Origin of the sequence: Actinoplanes derwentensis, assembly GCF_900104725.1 — a bacterium.
GTDB lineage: Bacteria > Actinomycetota > Actinomycetes > Mycobacteriales > Micromonosporaceae > Actinoplanes > Actinoplanes derwentensis.
Window position 1 is genome coordinate 9,331,958 of record NZ_LT629758.1, and the last position, 16,891, is coordinate 9,348,848.

The window sequence follows — 16,891 nt, forward strand, 5'->3', positions numbered from 1 at the left end:
ATGTGTGGACTAGGGAGCCTTTACCTCCAGCGGAAACGCTAAACCCGCGGACTCGGCGGCGACGTGCCGCCGGGTCAGCCGGCGGGTCCGCAGAATGCCTACCACCCCGGCCGCGGCCACCACGAACTGAACCGACATGGCGATCCGGAAGTCATCGATGTGATAGTCGTTACCGCCGCCGGTGCGGTAGTCGAGGATCAGCCCGATCAGCTGGATAGTGACCAGCGACGCCGTGAACCCACCCACGTTGACCACCCCGGTCGCGGTGCCCAGCCGGCTCGGCGGATTGAAGGTGCGCGCGAAGTCGAAGCCGATCATCGACGCGGGCCCGCCCAGGCCCAGCGCCACCACCAGCACCACGAGCAGCCACAGCGGAGCCCGGCCCGGCCAGGCGATCACCGCGGCCCACGCGGTCATGTTGATCCCCACGATGCCGAGGACCATCCAGGACCGGCGCAGCGGATGCCGCTGAGTGAGCAGCCCCAGAATCGGGCCGGCCGCCATGCCGGTCACCACGAAGACGGTCAGCAGCACCCCGGCCGTCTCCCGGCTCAAGCCCTCACCGGCGACCAGGAACGGGACACCCCACATGAGGGCGAACACCGTGCCGGTGAACTGGGTGGTGAAATGCGCCCACAACCCCAGCCTGGTCCCCGGATGCCGCCACGAACTGCCCAGATCGGTGCCGAGCCGGCTCCAGCTCATCGAATCGCCGTTGTTGATCCGACTCTCCGGGGTGTCCCGCAGAGCGGCGACGACCACGATCGTGACGAGCACACCGACGGCCGCCGCACCGAGGAAACCGGCGCTCCAGCCCGGCCCGGCCAGCACCGCGGCCAGCGGAACCGCCGCCAGGATCTGCCCGGCCTGCCCCATGATCCCGGTGATCTGGCTCATCACCGGCACCTGCCGGGCCGGGAACCAGTGCGGCACCAGGCGCAGCACACTGACGAACGTCATCGCGTCGCCGGCGCCGACCAGCACCCGGGCCGTGATCGCCCCGCCCATGCCGTCGGTGAAGGCCATCAACGTCTGCCCGGCCACCATCAGCAGGCCACCGGCGACCACCAGCCGCATCGAACCGAACCGGTCGAGCAGCAGCCCGATCGGGATCTGCAGCACGGCGTAGACCAGCAGCTGCAGCACCGCGAAGACCGCGAGCGCACCGGCGCCGACACCGAAACGCTCCTGGGCGTCCAGCCCGGCCACCCCGATCGAACTGCGGTGCAGCACGGCGATGGTGTAGGCGGCCACTCCGGTCGCCCACACCACCCAGGGACGCAGGTGCATGGGGTGCCTTCCGTCGGCCGAATTAGGTGCGACTCCCACACTTCTCCGCCACCGACACCCCCGGCAACGTGCGTCTGCTCACTGCACCCCCACCCACCAGCCCGAACACCCACCGGGTGTGGCACACCCCGCTTCTGCGTGGTCAGGCGGGGTGCGAATCGCACCGTAGGTCACCACGCTTGCGGTGCGGATCACGCGGGTGTCCGGGTTGTCCACAGGTGCTCGGTGCGGCTCGGCCGGATCTGCGAACGTGGCGTGATGGTCACCTCCGGCAACCCGGACGACGGCTCGTTCGCCCGAGTGAGTTCACAACAGTCCGGCATCCTCACCACACCACAGGCCGTCGAGCTGCTCGGCCGGGGCATCGTGCGCGGGCACGTGCGAGCCGGGCGCTGGCGCAGCATCTGCCGGGGAATCGTCATGACGTCGAACGGTTCGCTGTCGCCACCACAGCATTTGTGGGTCGCGCTCCTGGCCGCCGGCCCCGAAGCCGTGCTCTCCGGCACGACCGCGCTGACCGAGGCGGGAGTGCGCGGGATTCGTACCGGCGCACTGCGCATTCTCGTTCCCGCCGACCGCAAGGTCAGCCTGTGTTTCCCGGTGATGCCCGGTGAGATGCCGTCGGTCCGGGTGACCCGGACCCGGGTGCTGCCCGGCGAACACCGGCAGGCGGGCAGTCCACCCCGGGTCACCACCGCCCGGGCGCTCGTCGACGCGGCGGTCTGGGCTCAGAGCGGAGACGCCGCGCGAACGATCATCGCGATGACCTTCCAACAGCGGAAGGTTCTGCCCGAGGAGGTGTTCGAGGTGCTGGCGATGCGCCGTCGACTTCCCCGGGCCAAGCTGATCGAGCAGACGGTGCTCGACATGGCCGGTGGTTCGCTGTCGCTGTCCGAGATCGATTTCAAGGAACTCTGCCGGAGCAACCGGATCCCGGCCCCCGATCGTCAGGTCCGGCGTCGTGACGCCGCGGGACGCATGCGGTTCCTCGACGTGTACTGGCAGAAGTGGCGTGTCCACGCGGAGGTCGACGGGTCTCACCATATGGAGACGAGGCACTGGATCGACGACATGCTCCGGCAGAACCAGTTGTGGATCGCCGGTGATCGTCTGCTGCGGTTTCCTGCGGGACTCGTCCGCTCCCGGCCGGAGTTGGTGGCCGGCCAGCTCCGAGCAGCCCTGGAGGCAGCCGGTTGGCAATCAGCGTGGTGACTTACGGCGCGATCCGGACCCTGGCTGGCCACGCAACAGCGCGAAGCCCGCAGCGTGGTGACTTACGGCGCGAATCGAATCGAACCGTAAGTCACCACGTGGCGGGCGGGACGGGCGTGGCGGGCGCGCGCTGAGCGCCCGGTTGACGGGCGACCGGAGACTTCAGTGGGGCTGGCGGGTCAGGTGGTTCTCCAGCCAGGTGAGGGTCTCGCGGAGGAAAGTGGCTCGGGCGGTGCGGTGCAGCAGTTCGTGGCCCTCGCCGGGGAAGAGCAGGTAGCGGTGTGGGTGGTCGCGGGCGGCCAGCGCCTCTACCACCTGGGTGGCCTCGATCACCGGCACGTTGCTGTCGTTCTCGCCGTGCACCACCAGCAGGGGGGCACGCAGCCGGTCGATCCGGTTGATCGGGGAGAGATCGTGCAGCAGGGCGGCGTCGTGAGTGGGGTGGCCGTATTTGCTGACCGCGGCGGCGGCGATCCACGGTTCGGTGTGGTCGTAGAAGGTGGCGAAGTTGGACATGCCACAGATGTCGACGCCGACGTCGAACAGGTCGGGGTGCCAGGTCAGCGCGGCCAGCGTGAGGTAACCGCCGTAGGAGCGGCCCATCACCCCGATCCGCCCGGCGATCCCGGTTGACCGAAGGTGATCAGCGCAGGTGCGCACGTCCTCGATGGCGCCGTAGCGCAGCGCCACGTTGTCGGCGTCGACGAACGCGCGCCCGAATCCGGACGATCCCCGCACGTTGGCGGCGAAGACGGCGATACCCCGGTCCACCAGGGACTGGAAGAGCGGGCCGTGACCGGGGCGTTCCTGGGCTTCCGGGCCGCCGTGCAGCCACACCACGGTCGGGTGCGGGCCGTCGGTCGCCGGGGTGAACAGCCAGCCGGTCAGTGTCAGCCCGTCGTGTGCCGGGAAGGACAGCAGCCGGGGACGGATCGCGCCGGGGGCCTCCGGTTCCGCGGAGACGGCGCGGATCTGACCGGATTCGTACACCCAGACCCCGTGCGGTCGCCCGGGCCCCTCGGCGGTGAACCCGAGCGCCGATCCGTCGAAGCTCCAGGTCAGGTCGCCGACGACCGGGCCGGGCAGCGGGATGACCGGGTTCGGGGCGCGGTCCCCGTCGTGGTCGAGGTCGATCAGGGCGACCTCGGATTCGCCGCCCCGGACGTTCCACAACACCGCGGCGGTACGCCCGTCAGCGGTGATCGTGAAGTCCTCGACCTCTCCGTCGTGGGCGAGCACCTCGACCGCGTCACCGGTGATCCGCAGCAGGACCGGGAACTCGCCGTCCTGACTGAGCGCGTAGATGCACCCGCCGCCAGGGCTGAACACCGCGCGTTCGCCACGGGTGACCGGCTTCTCGGCGGCGGAGGAGAAGCCGGCGGAGATGGAACTGGCGGAGGCGGCACTGGCGGACAGGTCCCGGAGGACGATCGAACGCGCGCCTCGGGGTCCGTACCGCAACAGCGCGAAGCGCCCGGCCGGATCGACGTCCAACAGGGAGAGGAGCGGCCCCTCCGCGACCACCGTCCGCTCGCCGGTCGTCACGTTGATCAGGACGGCGCTGGTCAGGTTCTCGGTGAGGGCCAGCACCGGCCGGCCGGGCAGCCACCGCATGTTGTCCGCGGTGTCGGTGCCGAACCCGGCGATCTGGTGCAGGTCGGAGCCGTCCGGCCGGACCAGCCAGATCTCCTGCCGGGGCGCGCCTCCGGGGGCGAGCTGGCAGGCCAGCCAGCCGCCGCCGGAGGACCAGCGGACCGTCGACACCGGCTCGGGGCCGGTGTCGACGCGGAAGGTCAGCTCGCTGCCGACCGGTTGCACCCAGACGGCTGGGGAGCCGCCACGGTCGGAGACGTAGGCCATGTGCCGCCCGTCCGGGGACAGCGCCGGCGACCAGTTGCCGGCTATCTCCGACTCGATGCGGTTGAACCCCGCGGGGAGCACGGTCACGTCGATGCGATGGAGCTGACCTTCCACAAGGATCCTTTCGTCTACAACTGCTGCAACCACATCTCCAGCAGCGCGAGCTGCCACAACTGGTTCGCCCCGAGCGTGGTGCGCGGGGTGTTCGGGTCGGCGAGGAGGGCCTCGACGTACTCCGGGCGGAACAGTGCCCGTTCCCGGGCGGCCGGCGCGTGCAGGGTGTCCCGCACCAGGTCCAGCATCGGGCCCTCCAGATGCCGGATGCCCGGAACCGGGAAGTAACCCTTCGGCCGGTCGATGATCTCGTCGGGCACCAGCCCGCGGGCGGCGTCCTTGAGCACTCCCTTGCCGTCACGGGCCAGTTTCAGCTCGGGCGGGCAGGCCGCCGCGAGTTCCACCAGTTCGTGATCCAGGAACGGTACGCGGCCCTCCAGCCCCCACGCCATAGTCATGTTGTCGACCCGTTTGACCGGGTCGTCGACGAGCATCACCTGTGAGTCGAGCCGCAGTGCCGCGTCGACGGCGGTCTCGGCTCCGGGCCGCCCGAAGCTCGCCGCCACGAACTCGCTGCTGACGTCGGTCTCCAGCAGCCATTCGGGGTTGAGCTGACCGGCCAGGTCGTGGTGCGACCGGTCGAAGAACTGGGCCGCGTACGCCTCGGCGGCCCGTTCGCGGGGGACGCCGGCCAGTGGCGGGTACCAGCTGTAGCCGGCGAAGATCTCATCCGCCCCCTGACCAGATTGCACGACCTTGACCTGTTTCGCCACATCTTCGCTGAGGAGGTTGAAGGCGATGCAGTCGTGGCTGACCATCGGCTCGCTCATCGCCGCCACCGTCCGCGCCACCGCCGGCAGGAACCGGTCCTGACCGATCCTGATCTGGTGGTGGTCGGTGCCGAACTGTTTGGCGACCAGATCCGAGTACGCGAACTCGTCCCCGCTCTCCCCGCCGCCCGCGTCGAATCCGATGCTGAACGTGGTGAGCCCGGTCTGCCCCTGCTCGGCCAGCAGCGCCACGATGAGACTGGAGTCCAGACCGCCGGAGAGCAGTACACCGACCGGTACGTCGGCCACCGTCCGCCGCTCGACGGCCTGCCGGAGCTTCTCCCGGACCGCCTCCGTCCACTCCGGCCCGCTCGCGGCGCCCGGCCGGGTGAACGTGGCCTCCCAGTAGACCCGCTCGGTCGACGTGCCGTCCGCCCGGATCACCCGGACCGTGGCCGGTGGCAGTTTCCGCACACCGGACAGAATGGTCCGCGGCGCCGGCACCACCGAGTGGAACGTCATGTAGTGGTGCAGCGCCTCCCGGTCGATCGTGGTGTCCACGCCACCGGCCGCGAGCAGGGCCGGCAGCGTCGAGGCGAACCGCAGCCGCCCCGGCGATTCGGCCAGGTACAGCGGCTTGATCCCGAGACGGTCCCGGGCCAGCACGACGGTGCCGGTGTCGTGTTCGGCGATCGCGAAGGCGAACATCCCGAGGAACCGGTTCACACAGTCGGTGCCCCAGCGGTGGTACGCCTTGAGGATCACCTCGGTGTCCGACGTCGACGAGAAGGTGTAGCCGTACCCCAGCAGCTCTTCGCGAAGCTCTTTGTAGTTGTAGACGCAGCCGTTGAAGACCACGGTGAGGCGCAGCCGCTCGTCGGTCATCGGCTGGGCACCGGCCTCCGACAGGTCGATGATCTTGAGACGACGGTGGCCGAACGAGATCCGGCCACCGTCCCAGAGCCCGGCGCCGTCCGGGCCCCGGGACTCCAGGCTCGGCAGCATCCGCCGGACCGTCTCCAGGTCCGATCTCCGGTCGCCGTAACAGATCTCGCCGGCGATCCCGCACATGTGTTACCTCCTGTTATCCGAGCAACCAGGTGTCCTTCGAGCCGCCGCCCCGTGACGAGTTGACGATCATGCTGCCCGCCGGGGCCACCCGGGTCAGCGCGGCCGGGGCGACCACCGACTTCTCGCCGGTGAAGACGAACGCCCGCAGGTCGACGTGCCGGGGTGCGAGCCGGTGACCGTCGAAGACCGGATGGGTCGACAGGTTCACCACCTCCTGGGCCACCCACCGGTGCGGGGTGGTCCGGATCTGCCGGCGCAGCGCCGCCAGTTCGTCGGCGGTGGCGTGCGGGCCGATCACGATCCGGTCGCCGCCGTAGCCGTCGACCGGTTTGCAGACCAGTTCGTCGAGCCGGCCCAGCACCTCGGCACGCTGTTCGGGAATCCCGCACAGGTAGGTCTTGACGTCGGCGAGCAGCGGCTTCTCGTTCAGGTAGTACTCGATCAGGCGGGGGACGTACGCATAAACGGCCTTGTCGTCAGCGATGCCGTTGCCCAGCGCGTTGGCCAGCACCACGGTGTCCGCGTGCAGCGCCGACACCAGGCTCGGGCCCAGCGGCATGCCGTCCGCACCCGGCGAATGCACCAGGCTGTCCTCGCCCATCCGCAGGTAGATGACGTCGACCGGGGACCGGTGACCGTCTCGCAGACGCCACACCCGGCCCTCGTCCACGAACAGTTCGGTGCTGCGGACGACCGGCACCTCCATCGCCTCGGCCAGCATCTTGTGCTCGAACCAGGCCGAGTCCTCCGGGCCCTGGCTCAGCACCACCAGCGCCGGGTCGTCCCCGGCCGACGGTCCGGCCGCGTCCAGCAGCGCCCGCTTGAGCAGTCGCGGCGTCTCCTCCACCGAGATCAGCGCGGCCGGGCGGGGCAGCTCGGGCAGGACGCTCCAGGTGAGACGGCGGTTCTGCATGGCGTACGCGATCCCGGACGGCACCCGCAGGTTGTCCTCCAGCACACACCACTTGCCGTCGCCGTCGCGGACCAGGTCGACCCCGGCCACCTGGGTACGCACACAGGCGCGGCTGATCAGGGCACCGCTGGCCCGCAGCTCGGGCGAACCGTCGATGACCCATTCCGGGATGATGCCGTCGGCCACCACCTGACGCTCGCCGTAGACGTCACCGAGGAACGCGTTCAGCGCCCGCACCCGCTGGACCAGGCCCTTGCTCAGGTCGGTCCAGTCGGCGGCCGGAACGATCCGGGGCACCAGGTCGAACGGGAACAGCCGGGTAGCCGCCTCTCCCGCGACGCTGAACGTGATGCCGCGTGCACGCTGCTCGTCGTCACGGGCGTCCTCGCGCTGCCGCAGACCGGTCGCGCCGAGGGAGGTGAGGACCGGAAGGATGCCGGTGTACGCGGGGTCCACCCGGCCGTCCGGGAAGGCCTCGTCACCGTCGGCGGCGTACGCCTCGATCAGAGCCGGGGTGGGCACACCCGCCGGGCCGGTCTCGGTGACTCCGCCCCGGGTCTCGGCCACCAGCATGTCCACCACGTCGGAGAGCCGGCCGCGGCGGGCCAGCGCACGGCGTTGCCGGGCGGCCGAACTACCCCGGCTCAGCGCCCGCAGGGTCAGGTCCTCGACCTGCTCCCAGTCGCCCAGCTCCTCCAGTTGCGGCCGGAGTCCGCCGACCAGGCGCTCGACCGCGACGGCGGCCGGCACCGGGACCGGGGAACGCGGCACGTCGAGCAGATCGCCCTCCAGCCCGGACCGGGCGGCCCGCCACATGGCGGCCCGGTGCAGCGGCGGACGGGACACCGGCAGTGGTACCCCGGCCCGGTGCTCGCCCTGGGCCCGCAGCACCAGGGCCCGGAAGATCCCGGCGAGCAGCACCACGGTCTCGGTGTCCGGGCTCGCGTCGGTGACCCGCAACTCCACGGTGGGTACGTGCGCGGACGGCCGGACGTCGAAGTAGATCATCTTCGGGTCGCTGATCGTCCCGGACGAGATCAGGTCGCTGACCAGGGCCTCGTGCTCGGCGGCCGAGTGCAGCGGGCCGCTGTCACCGGCGGTCGGCCAGCGCATCCACACCAGGGAGCGGACGCTGGCGTACCCGGAGTCCTCGCCCATCCAGTACGGCGAGCTGGTGGAGAGCGCCAGGAGAACCGGCAGGACCGGCGTGACGCGCTGTGCCACCGACACCGCCTCGTCCCGGTCCGGTACGCCGACGTGCACCTGCGTGCCGCAGATGAGCTGCTCGCGGACGAGCATCTGGTATTCGTGCAACATCCGCTGGTAGCGGGACGTCGGGGTGACCGGCAGAGCGTCCAGGTCGACGAGCGGAACGGTGCCGGCCGAGACCAGGCCCAGCCCGAGCGACTCGGCGACCTTGATCGCCTCGCGCCGCCGGCCGGCCACACCGGCACGCAGATCGTCGAGTGTGTCACTGACCGGCGTGTTGGTCTCCACGACCGATCGGTGCAGCTCCGCGGAGAAGTGTGCCGCGTCCAGCCGGTCCAGGATCTCCGGAGCGCGGGGTACGAGTTCCCGCGTCCCGAGATCGACGACGTGCAGCTCCTCCTCCACACCGAGAGTCAGCGCGGCCCCGCGCGGGGCCGGCTGGTGTTCTGCCTGAAGTGACTCCGTCATCGAGACCGCCCTTGCAACTCGTCAGCAATCCGGTGGTTATCGTCGGAGCTTTCCGATCGGATGTAGCGAACCCGTGACGTGCCCATTTCGTGCCACGGTCAAGCATGACGATCACGACACAGGCGCCCGGGCCGTCAGACTGCACCAGCTCACCGGTACTCTCCCGGTGACGCCCGGCACCCGCTTCGCGTACGCATCACCGTCGCGCGTATTGCCTTCGTGCGCATCGCCTTCGCGTGCGAAGAGCCGGAGTCTTACGAACCGGAGGTCAGCAGAATGAGCAGCGTCGTCGTAATCACCGGATCGGCCGGTCTGATCGGGTCGGAAGCGGTCCGCCACTTCGCCGCACTCGGCATGGACGTGGTCGGGGTCGACAACGACATGCGCGGCTACTTCTTCGGCGCCGACGGTTCCACCAAGTGGAACCTGCAGCGCATGGTCAAAGAGGTCGGCGACCGTTACACGCACCACAGCATCGACATCCGGGACCGGGACGGCCTCGACAAGCTCTTCACCGAGCTGGGTTCGAACATCGGCCTGGTGATCCACGCCGCCGCGCAGCCGAGCCACGACTGGGCCGCCCGCGAGCCGTTCACCGACTTCGACGTGAACGCGGTCGGCACGATCAACATGCTGGAGGCGACCCGCCGTCACGCGATCGAGGCGCCGTTCATCTTCACCTCGACCAACAAGGTCTACGGGGACACCCCCAACTCGCTGCCGCTGGTCGAGCAGGAGACCCGCTGGGAGCTGCCCGAGAATCACCAGTGGTTCGGTGGCATCGACGAGACCATGTCGATCGACAGCAGCATGCACTCGGTCTTCGGTGCCTCGAAGGTGGCGGCCGACATCATGGTGCAGGAGTACGGCCGCTACTTCGGCATGCCGACCGCGGTGTTCCGGGGCGGCACCCTGACCGGTCCCGGCCACTCGGCGGCGGAACTGCACGGCTTCCTGGCGTACGTGATGCGCTGTGTGATGGAGCAGCGGACGTACCGGATCTTCGGGTACAAGGGGAAGATGGTGCGCGACGCCATCCACTCGCACGACCTGATCACCGCGTTCGAGGCGTTCCACCAGGCGCCGCGGGTCGCCGAGGTCTACAACATGGGTGGCGGCCGGTTCTCGAACTGTTCGCACATCGAGGCGTTCAAGATCGCTTCGGAGATCACCGGGCTAGAGGCCCGCACCGAGTACGTCGAGGAGAACCGGGCCGGCGACCACCAGTGGTGGATCAGCGGCACCGGGCGGTTCGAGGCGCATTACCCGAGCTGGAAGCTCACCTATGACGTTCCGGCGATTCTTCGGGAGATCTACGAGGCCAACCACGAGATGTGGAAGGCCTGACACGTACTTTCCTTAGATAACGCGGTCGTGCGGCATTCAGCCGCGCGGCCGCGTTTTCTGTGCCTTTTCGGTAAGGGGTATTTACGTAATGACCCGTTAACCAAGGTTCGGTACATTACGGATATGTCCGACTTGACGCAGTTCCTGCGCCGGGACTTGCCGGCGTCCATCGTCGTGTTCCTGATCGCCATCCCGCTGTCGCTCGGCATCGCCGCGGCATCGGGAGCGCCCTTACTCGCGGGCCTCGTCGCCGCCGTCGTCGGCGGCATCGTGGCGGGTGCCCTCGGCGGATCTCCGCTCCAGGTCAGCGGGCCCGCAGCCGGTCTCACCGTGATCGTCGCGGGGACCGTCGCCACCTTCGGTTTCGCCGGGACGGCAGCCATCGTCGCCGTCGCCGGTCTGGTCCAGATCGCCCTCGGCGTGTCCCGGCTCGGCCGGGCCGCCCTGGCCCTCTCACCGGCCGTCGTGCACGGCATGCTCGCCGGGATCGGGCTGGTCATCGCCCTCAGCCAGGTGCACGTGATGCTCGGCGGAGCCCCGCAGAGCTCCGCCTGGCAGAACATGATCGACCTGCCCGCTCAGATCGCCGGCAACCACAGCGTGACCACCATGCTGGGCGTCGGCACCGTCGCCGTCCTGGTCGTCTGGCCCCGCCTGGTCCGGGTCTCCCTGCTACCCGCGGCCCTGGTCGCGGTGGTGTCGATGACCGCGCTCGCGTCGGCCATCGGCGCCGACGTGACACGCGTCCAGCTCCCCGACGAACCACTCGCCGAACTGATCCGGCCCGCCTGGCCGGACGCGCCACTGCGCGAGATCGTCGTCGCGGTGCTGACCATCGCGATCGTCGCGAGTGTCGAATCCCTGCTCTCCGCCGTCGCCGTGGACAAACTGCACGACGGCCCGCGCGCCGACCTCAACCGGGAACTCATCGGCCAGGGGGCCGCCAACACCGCCTCCGGGCTGCTCGGCGGCCTGCCGGTCACCGGCGTGATCGTGCGCAGCTCCACCAACGTCGCCGCCGGAGCGCGCACCCGCGGATCAGCGATCCTGCACGGTGTCTGGATCGCGGCGTTCGTGCTGTTCTTCGCCGGCTTGATGGAGACCATCCCGATGGGGGTGCTGGCCGCCGTACTCATCGTGGTGGGTCTGCGGTTGATCAGCCTGGCGCAGATCCGCACCTACACACGGCACCGGGAACTGCCCACCTACCTGGTCACGGCAGTCGCCGTCGTCTTCACCGACCTGCTCACCGGTGTCGCCCTCGGCATGGTCACGGCGGTCGTGCTGATCCTCTGGCGGCTCACCCGCTCGGAGATCCGCCGGGACGAACGGGCCCCCGGCGACTGGTTGGTCACCATCAGTGGCACCCTGTCGTTCGTCGAATCGGCCCGGCTCAGCCGCGAACTCGGCAGTCTGCCACCCGGCGCGGCGGTCGAGGTCGAACTGCACCTCGACTACCTCGACCACGGTGCCTTCGAGACGATCAAAGACTGGAAGGCCGGGTACGAACGGACCGGCGGCTCGGTCCGGATCCGGGAAGTGCACGACTCCTGGTTCCATCAGGCCACCTCCGGCCGGCTCGGCGACGGCAAACGCACCCCGCGCCTGATCGGCTCCTGGTCCCGTTGGCAGAACATGGACCAGCAGCGGCGCGGCGCGATGGCAGCCGGTATCGCCGAGTTCGAGCGCAACGTCGCCCCGATGGTCCGGCCCGAACTGGCCGACCTGGCCCGCGACGGCCAGCACCCGGAGCAGCTCTTCATCACCTGCGCCGACTCGCGGCTGGTCCCCAACCTGATCACCGCGAGCGGGCCGGGTGACCTGTTCTGCGTCCGCAACATCGGCAACATCGTCCCGCCGCACGACACCGGCGACACGTCGGTCGGAGCGGCCATCGAATTCGCCGTCGACATCCTCGGCGTCACCACGATCACCGTCTGCGGCCACTCCGGCTGCGGCGCGGTCCGGGCCCTGATGAACGACGCGGCCGGCCCGGACTCGTCGCTGGGCGAATGGCTGGGCCACTCCGGCGTCCGCTTCACCGACGTCACCGACGAGGAACGCTGCTGCACCGACAACGTGTACCAGCAGCTGGTCAACCTGCGCACCTACCCGACGGTGCTGGCCGCCGAATCCGCCGGCCGCCTGAGCCTCACCGGTCTGTACTTCGACCTGACCGAGGCCCGCATGTACGAGGTGGACCCGATCCGCGGCGAAACCCACCCCATCTCCGTCAAACCCGCCGCCTGACCCCACACCGAGAAACGGCGTTCGGGGCCCGCTTCGTACGGACCTCGAACGCCGTCTCGCTCCCCGGTGGCGCTCGGAGTGTGGTGAGTTGGGGTGCGAATCGCACCGTAAGTCGGCACGCAACTGGTGGCTATGCCTGGTGCTGCGGGGGAGGGTCAGCGGGGGATGAAGATCAGGCGGTCGCGGAAGGTCGCCAGCTTCTCGGGGGTCAGGGCGGCGCAGTAGACGATCAGTTCCTCGGGGGTGGACAGGCCGTTGTGCACGTCGCGGACGGCGATGATCTCGTCCGCCAAGGGGCGGTCGATGTGCAGGTGGCGGGCCAGGTGCTCGGCGGGCACGTGGTTGACGTCGACCAGGCCGCCGTCGTCGTACTGGCGGCCGGGCATGTCGGGGCGGCCGATCATCAACTCGGCGGCCATCGACGGCTGGGTGGCCTGGAGCTTGCGCGCCTCCTCGCGGCGGCCGGCCCGCCATCGGGCCCGGGCCAGCGCCGGGTCGACGCCGGGCTGGTGCCAGGGCGGCGGCGGGGGCGGGTAGTGGGACAGCGCGGGCGAGCCGGACCGTCGTGGTGGGCCGGGGCGCGGTGCCTGACCGGTGCCGGCCGGGTGATTCGGGTAGCGGACGTGACCGGTGCGGGGGGTCGCTGTGCCGTACACCCGCGGTTGGGGGTGGCGGTGGAAGTGTTCGGCCCGGACCCGGGCGCCCAGGAAGGCGACGTGCACCATCCCGATGATCATCATGATGAAGTAGGCGACGCTGACCAGGACGTTGGCCGTGGTTTCGGGTTCGGTGTCGGTGGCTGCCGAGAGTCCACAGTTGATGAGGATCACCGCGAAGTAGCCGCCGGCGAGCATCCCGTGCAACTGGGACCGCAGTTTGATCGCACCGGTCAGCACCATCGGCGCCGTGCCCAGACCGCAGGTCAGCAGTGGAACCAGGAACCACCACCAGGTGACCGGAGGGTCCGGTGGTCGCTGCCATCCGGCACCGGTACGCGGATCGGGCTGCATGCCCCGACGGTAGAACCGCTGGGCAAGTTCGGCCAGCGGTAGTCCCCCGGACAGGGGTCGGACCCGCCCGCGCCCGGTCGGCGGGCGCGGGCGGGCCGGGGATCAGTTGCGGTTGATGGTGAACGTGCTGGTCGGGTTCTCGATGTCGCGGTAGTTGTTGCTGAGCTGCAGGTTGTTGAAGGTCACCGAGCCGACCGCGGGACCCTGCCCGGCCTCCGGCAGCGGGTTGGCCCAGATCGCGTAACCGGACTTGGCGTCGTACTGGTCACCGCTCTTCTGCGCCCCGCTGATCGTGACGTTGGTGAAGACGGTGTCCTTGACCGGGTTCTGCGGCTGTCCGCCGACGTAGTTGGTCTGGAACATGATTCCCGAGTAGGTCGGGTCGACGATGTCGACGTTCGAGACCCGGATGCCCTGGAACACCTTCGACGCGGAGAACACCCAGATCGCCGGGAAAACCTGGTTGCCCCAGAAGTGGCCACCGGACCGGATGACCGAGATGTTGTCCAGGACGGTCGGCGGGTCGGCGCCGAAACCGTTCATCGGGTAGCCGAAGTCCAGCGAGCTGATCGTGATGCCCGAGTAGACCAGGGTGTCCGCGATGTAGATGTTCTTGAACGTGTTGGCGTAGCCGCCGTAGACCGCGATCCCGGCCGCCCGCCACGTCAGAATCGACGTCAGGTTCGAGAAGACGTTGTTGATCTCGTCGGCGCCGCCCGCGTCGATCGCCGAGAACAGCGCGAAGCTGTCGTCGCCGGTGGCTCGGGCCTCGTTGTTGTCGACCAGGTTGCCGGTCGAGCCGTTGGTCATGTTGACGCCGTCGGCGAAGGTGTTCCGGATCCGCGAATTCTTGATCACCATGTCGTCGGTGTTCGCGCCCCAGTACAGGCAGACCACGTGCTCGGCCCAGATGTCGTCGATGGTGATGTCGGCGACGTTGGCGAAGTCGAAGACCTTGCCGGGGCCGTCGATGCGGATCGTGTAGTTGCCGAAGAACGCGAAGCCCGCGAACGTCGACCCGTTGGCGGTGGCGTCGGCCCGGAAACCGGCGTCCGTCTCGGTCTGGGTGGACGGCGTGTGGAAGCGGGTGAACCACGGTCCGGCGCCGACGATCTTGAGTGCCCGGCCGTACACCTGGAACTTGTTCGCGGTCTGGTAGTCCCCGGCCGGGAGGTAGACGCCCAGCTTGGTGGTGTCCTGCCGGGCCGCGTCCAGGGCGGCCTGCACCGACTGCTGGTCGAAACCGGCCGGGACGACGTACTTCGACACGTCCGGGTTGGCGATCGGCGCGACCTGCTCCAGGTTGATGAAGTCGATCGCGATGGTGCCGGTGTTGACGGCGTCCTTCTGCAACTTGACGGTACTTCCGGCCGGGAACGATCCGGTCAACACGACGTTCGCCTCGTCGTAGATGTGCCGTGGGTCGCTGCCGGAGTTCTGCGGTGCCGCCTCGTTGCCGTAGAGCCACGCGTACTTCGAGGTCAGCGGCAGGGTCTTGTTGAGTGCACCGTTGACGTACACGTTGATCGAGCTGTTCGTGTTGTCCGGGATGGAGAACCGCGCGACAAGCGTGTTGGTGGCCGCCCGGGTGGTCCACTGGACGTAGGACCCGGTCTGGTTCAGGGTGACCGCCTTGCGGCCGGACGCCTCCCCGGCCAGGTCGCCGACGATCCGATTCGGTCCGACGACTGCCGCGCCGCCACCGGTCTGACCTTCCTCGGCCTCGTAGAAGTCGAACGGCATGTTCGCGCCGCGACCCACGAAGAGCGGCTTCTCAGCGGTGTTGTTGGCCTGCTTGACCGGCAACTCCGCGGAGTCGGCGGCGATCACGGTCCGCACCGTGTAGCGGCCGTTCACCGCGGTCCACGAACCCGGGTCGAGGGTGGTCGACGCACCGGCCGCGAGTGTTCCGGTGTAGGAACCGGTCAGCGTACGTGCCACCGTCGATCCGCTGAGGACCGTCAGTGTCACGGCGTGTGCACCCGGCGACGTCGGGGCCGAACCCTGGTTCTTCAGAGTGACCGAGAACGACACCGCGTTACCGGCGGCCGGGGTGGCCGGGGACCACGTGACCGCCGAGGCGACCAGATCGGCGCTGCTCACCGGCGTGACAATGAGCGCGGACGGGTGGGTCCAGGAGTTGTTCGCCTCGTTCGACTCGATGATCGCGCCGGCCTCGTCGACCTTCGCGGACAACTGGTAGCTGCCGGCGTCCTTCGCTCCGATGCTCGTCGACACCGTCTGTGACTGGCCGGCCGGCAATGCCGGGACCGCGACGGTGCCTACCTTCGTCGTACCCAGGTAGAAGTTGACGGTGGAAGCCGCCGCGGACGCGGTGCCCGCGTTGCGGACCGTGGCCGACGCGGTGATCGCGTCCGTCTCCACCGGTGCCGCCGGAGAGTAGCCGGTCGAGGTGATCGTCAGGTCCGGGTTTGGTGCCCACGAGCCGAAGGCCTGCAGTTCGGCGACCTGACCGCTCGGCGCGCCGGTGTTCGCGGTGAAGGAGAGCCGTAGGTCGGCGACGGTTGCGGAGACCGGCACGGTCACCGAGTTCCCGGTCGAGGGATTGAGGGTGTACGCCTTACTCGCGGCGACCGTGGTGAACGACGAGGCGTTCTGCTCCCGTCCGAGGACCGCGAACGTCTGCGTCCGGGTGCCCCACGCGCTCGACGGGTTGAGTTTGACGACCACCGAGGTCAGCGCCGCGTTCGCACCCAGCTTGACGGTCAGGTCGGCGGGGAGGCCGCTGCCCTCCCAGTAGGTGGCGAGGTCCTCGTCGTTGGCGTTCGTCGCGACGAAGGAGTGCACCGTCGACGACGCGTCGATCGGCTTCTTCGCTGCCAGGTTGTCGCCGGTCGGCGGCTGGGGCTCCCCGGTACCGCCGCCCGGACCGTAGATCTCCAGTTCGGAGAGCTGCCCGGCGGGCCAGCCGGTGTTCGCGGTGAACGTCAGCCGGACGTATCGGGTGCTCGTGTTGACGAGATCGATGGTGACAGTGTTGGCGGTGGACGGGTTGAACGTGTAGACGGCACTCGACTTGATCGTGGTGAACGTCGAGCCGTTCGTACTGCCCTGAATCGTCAACGTCTGCGTGCGGGTGGCCCAGACGGTGGCCGGCGGCAGCTTCAGGACGGCCTGGTTGATCTCGGTGCCGGCGCCGAGGTCGGCCTGCAGCCACTGCGGAAAGGCGTTGTTGCTGCTCTCCCAGTAGGTGTTCGGATTGGCGTCCCCGGCGTTCGAGGCCGTGTAGGACTCGGAGGTGCTGCTGGCCGTGAAGGTCTTGCCGGCGGCCAGGTTGGGACCGGCGGCGTTGGCGGCGGGAGCGTGGACGAGAGCACCGATGACGCTGGCGGCTGCCATCACCGCTATGGCTTTTATCGACAATCTGGACATGCGGGAGCGCACCCTTCTTCCGTGAGAGGTGTTTCGTGCGGTTT

Annotated in this window: 9 protein-coding genes; 3 read left to right on the plus strand and 6 right to left on the minus strand. The window is 69.1% G+C overall.

Annotated elements, in window-relative coordinates; all coding sequences use genetic code 11:
* Window positions 1-9: 9 nt before the first annotated feature.
* Window positions 10-1,290 carry an MFS transporter gene (locus BLU81_RS41745; RefSeq protein WP_092554506.1) on the minus strand — a complete coding sequence of 427 codons (1,281 nt, stop codon included), beginning with the start codon at window positions 1,288-1,290 and terminating at the stop codon, window positions 10-12.
* 225 nt (window positions 1,291-1,515) lie between these two features.
* On the opposite strand from BLU81_RS41745, the gene BLU81_RS41750 reads away from it, so the two are divergent.
* Complete coding sequence (locus BLU81_RS41750) at window positions 1,516-2,502, plus strand: endonuclease domain-containing protein (RefSeq protein ID WP_231953769.1); 987 nt, start codon at window positions 1,516-1,518, stop codon at window positions 2,500-2,502.
* Window positions 2,503-2,664: 162 nt separating this feature from the next.
* Here the strand turns inward: BLU81_RS41750 and BLU81_RS41755 are convergent, their stop codons facing one another.
* Genes BLU81_RS41755 through BLU81_RS41765 form a run of 3 tightly spaced genes read right to left on the minus strand, consistent with a single transcriptional unit; the run spans window position 2,665 to window position 8,847 of the window.
* Window positions 2,665-4,476, minus strand: a complete 1,812-nt coding sequence (locus BLU81_RS41755) for a S9 family peptidase (protein ID WP_092554508.1) — start codon at window positions 4,474-4,476, stop codon at window positions 2,665-2,667.
* Window positions 4,477-4,490: 14 nt separating this feature from the next.
* Entirely contained in the window at window positions 4,491-6,257 is a 1,767-nt protein-coding gene (locus BLU81_RS41760; protein WP_092554510.1) for an N-acetylglutaminylglutamine amidotransferase, read from the minus strand.
* Between the two features lie 13 nt (window positions 6,258-6,270).
* Window positions 6,271-8,847, minus strand: a complete 2,577-nt coding sequence (locus BLU81_RS41765; RefSeq protein WP_092554512.1) for a carboxylate--amine ligase/circularly permuted type 2 ATP-grasp protein — start codon at window positions 8,845-8,847, stop codon at window positions 6,271-6,273.
* A gap of 276 nt (window positions 8,848-9,123) precedes the next feature.
* Here BLU81_RS41765 and BLU81_RS41770 point away from each other — a divergent pair, with 276 nt between their 5' ends.
* Together BLU81_RS41770 and BLU81_RS41775 are read left to right on the plus strand one after the other, a co-directional pair.
* On the plus strand, window positions 9,124-10,194 hold the full coding sequence (locus BLU81_RS41770; RefSeq protein ID WP_092558396.1) for an NAD-dependent epimerase/dehydratase family protein: 1,071 nt from the start codon (window positions 9,124-9,126) through the stop codon (window positions 10,192-10,194).
* A gap of 123 nt (window positions 10,195-10,317) precedes the next feature.
* The gene (locus BLU81_RS41775; protein WP_092554514.1) at window positions 10,318-12,444 is read left to right on the plus strand and encodes a SulP family inorganic anion transporter; all 2,127 of its coding nucleotides are present in this window, start codon (window positions 10,318-10,320) and stop codon (window positions 12,442-12,444) included.
* Between the two features lie 155 nt (window positions 12,445-12,599).
* On the opposite strand, the gene BLU81_RS41780 is transcribed toward BLU81_RS41775, so the two are convergent.
* Both BLU81_RS41780 and BLU81_RS41785 read right to left on the minus strand, forming a co-directional pair.
* Entirely contained in the window at window positions 12,600-13,454 is an 855-nt protein-coding gene (locus BLU81_RS41780; protein ID WP_092554516.1) for a hypothetical protein, read from the minus strand.
* Window positions 13,455-13,556: 102 nt separating this feature from the next.
* The gene (locus BLU81_RS41785; protein WP_157752002.1) at window positions 13,557-16,814 is read right to left on the minus strand and encodes a discoidin domain-containing protein; all 3,258 of its coding nucleotides are present in this window, start codon (window positions 16,812-16,814) and stop codon (window positions 13,557-13,559) included.
* Window positions 16,815-16,891 lie beyond the last annotated feature (77 nt).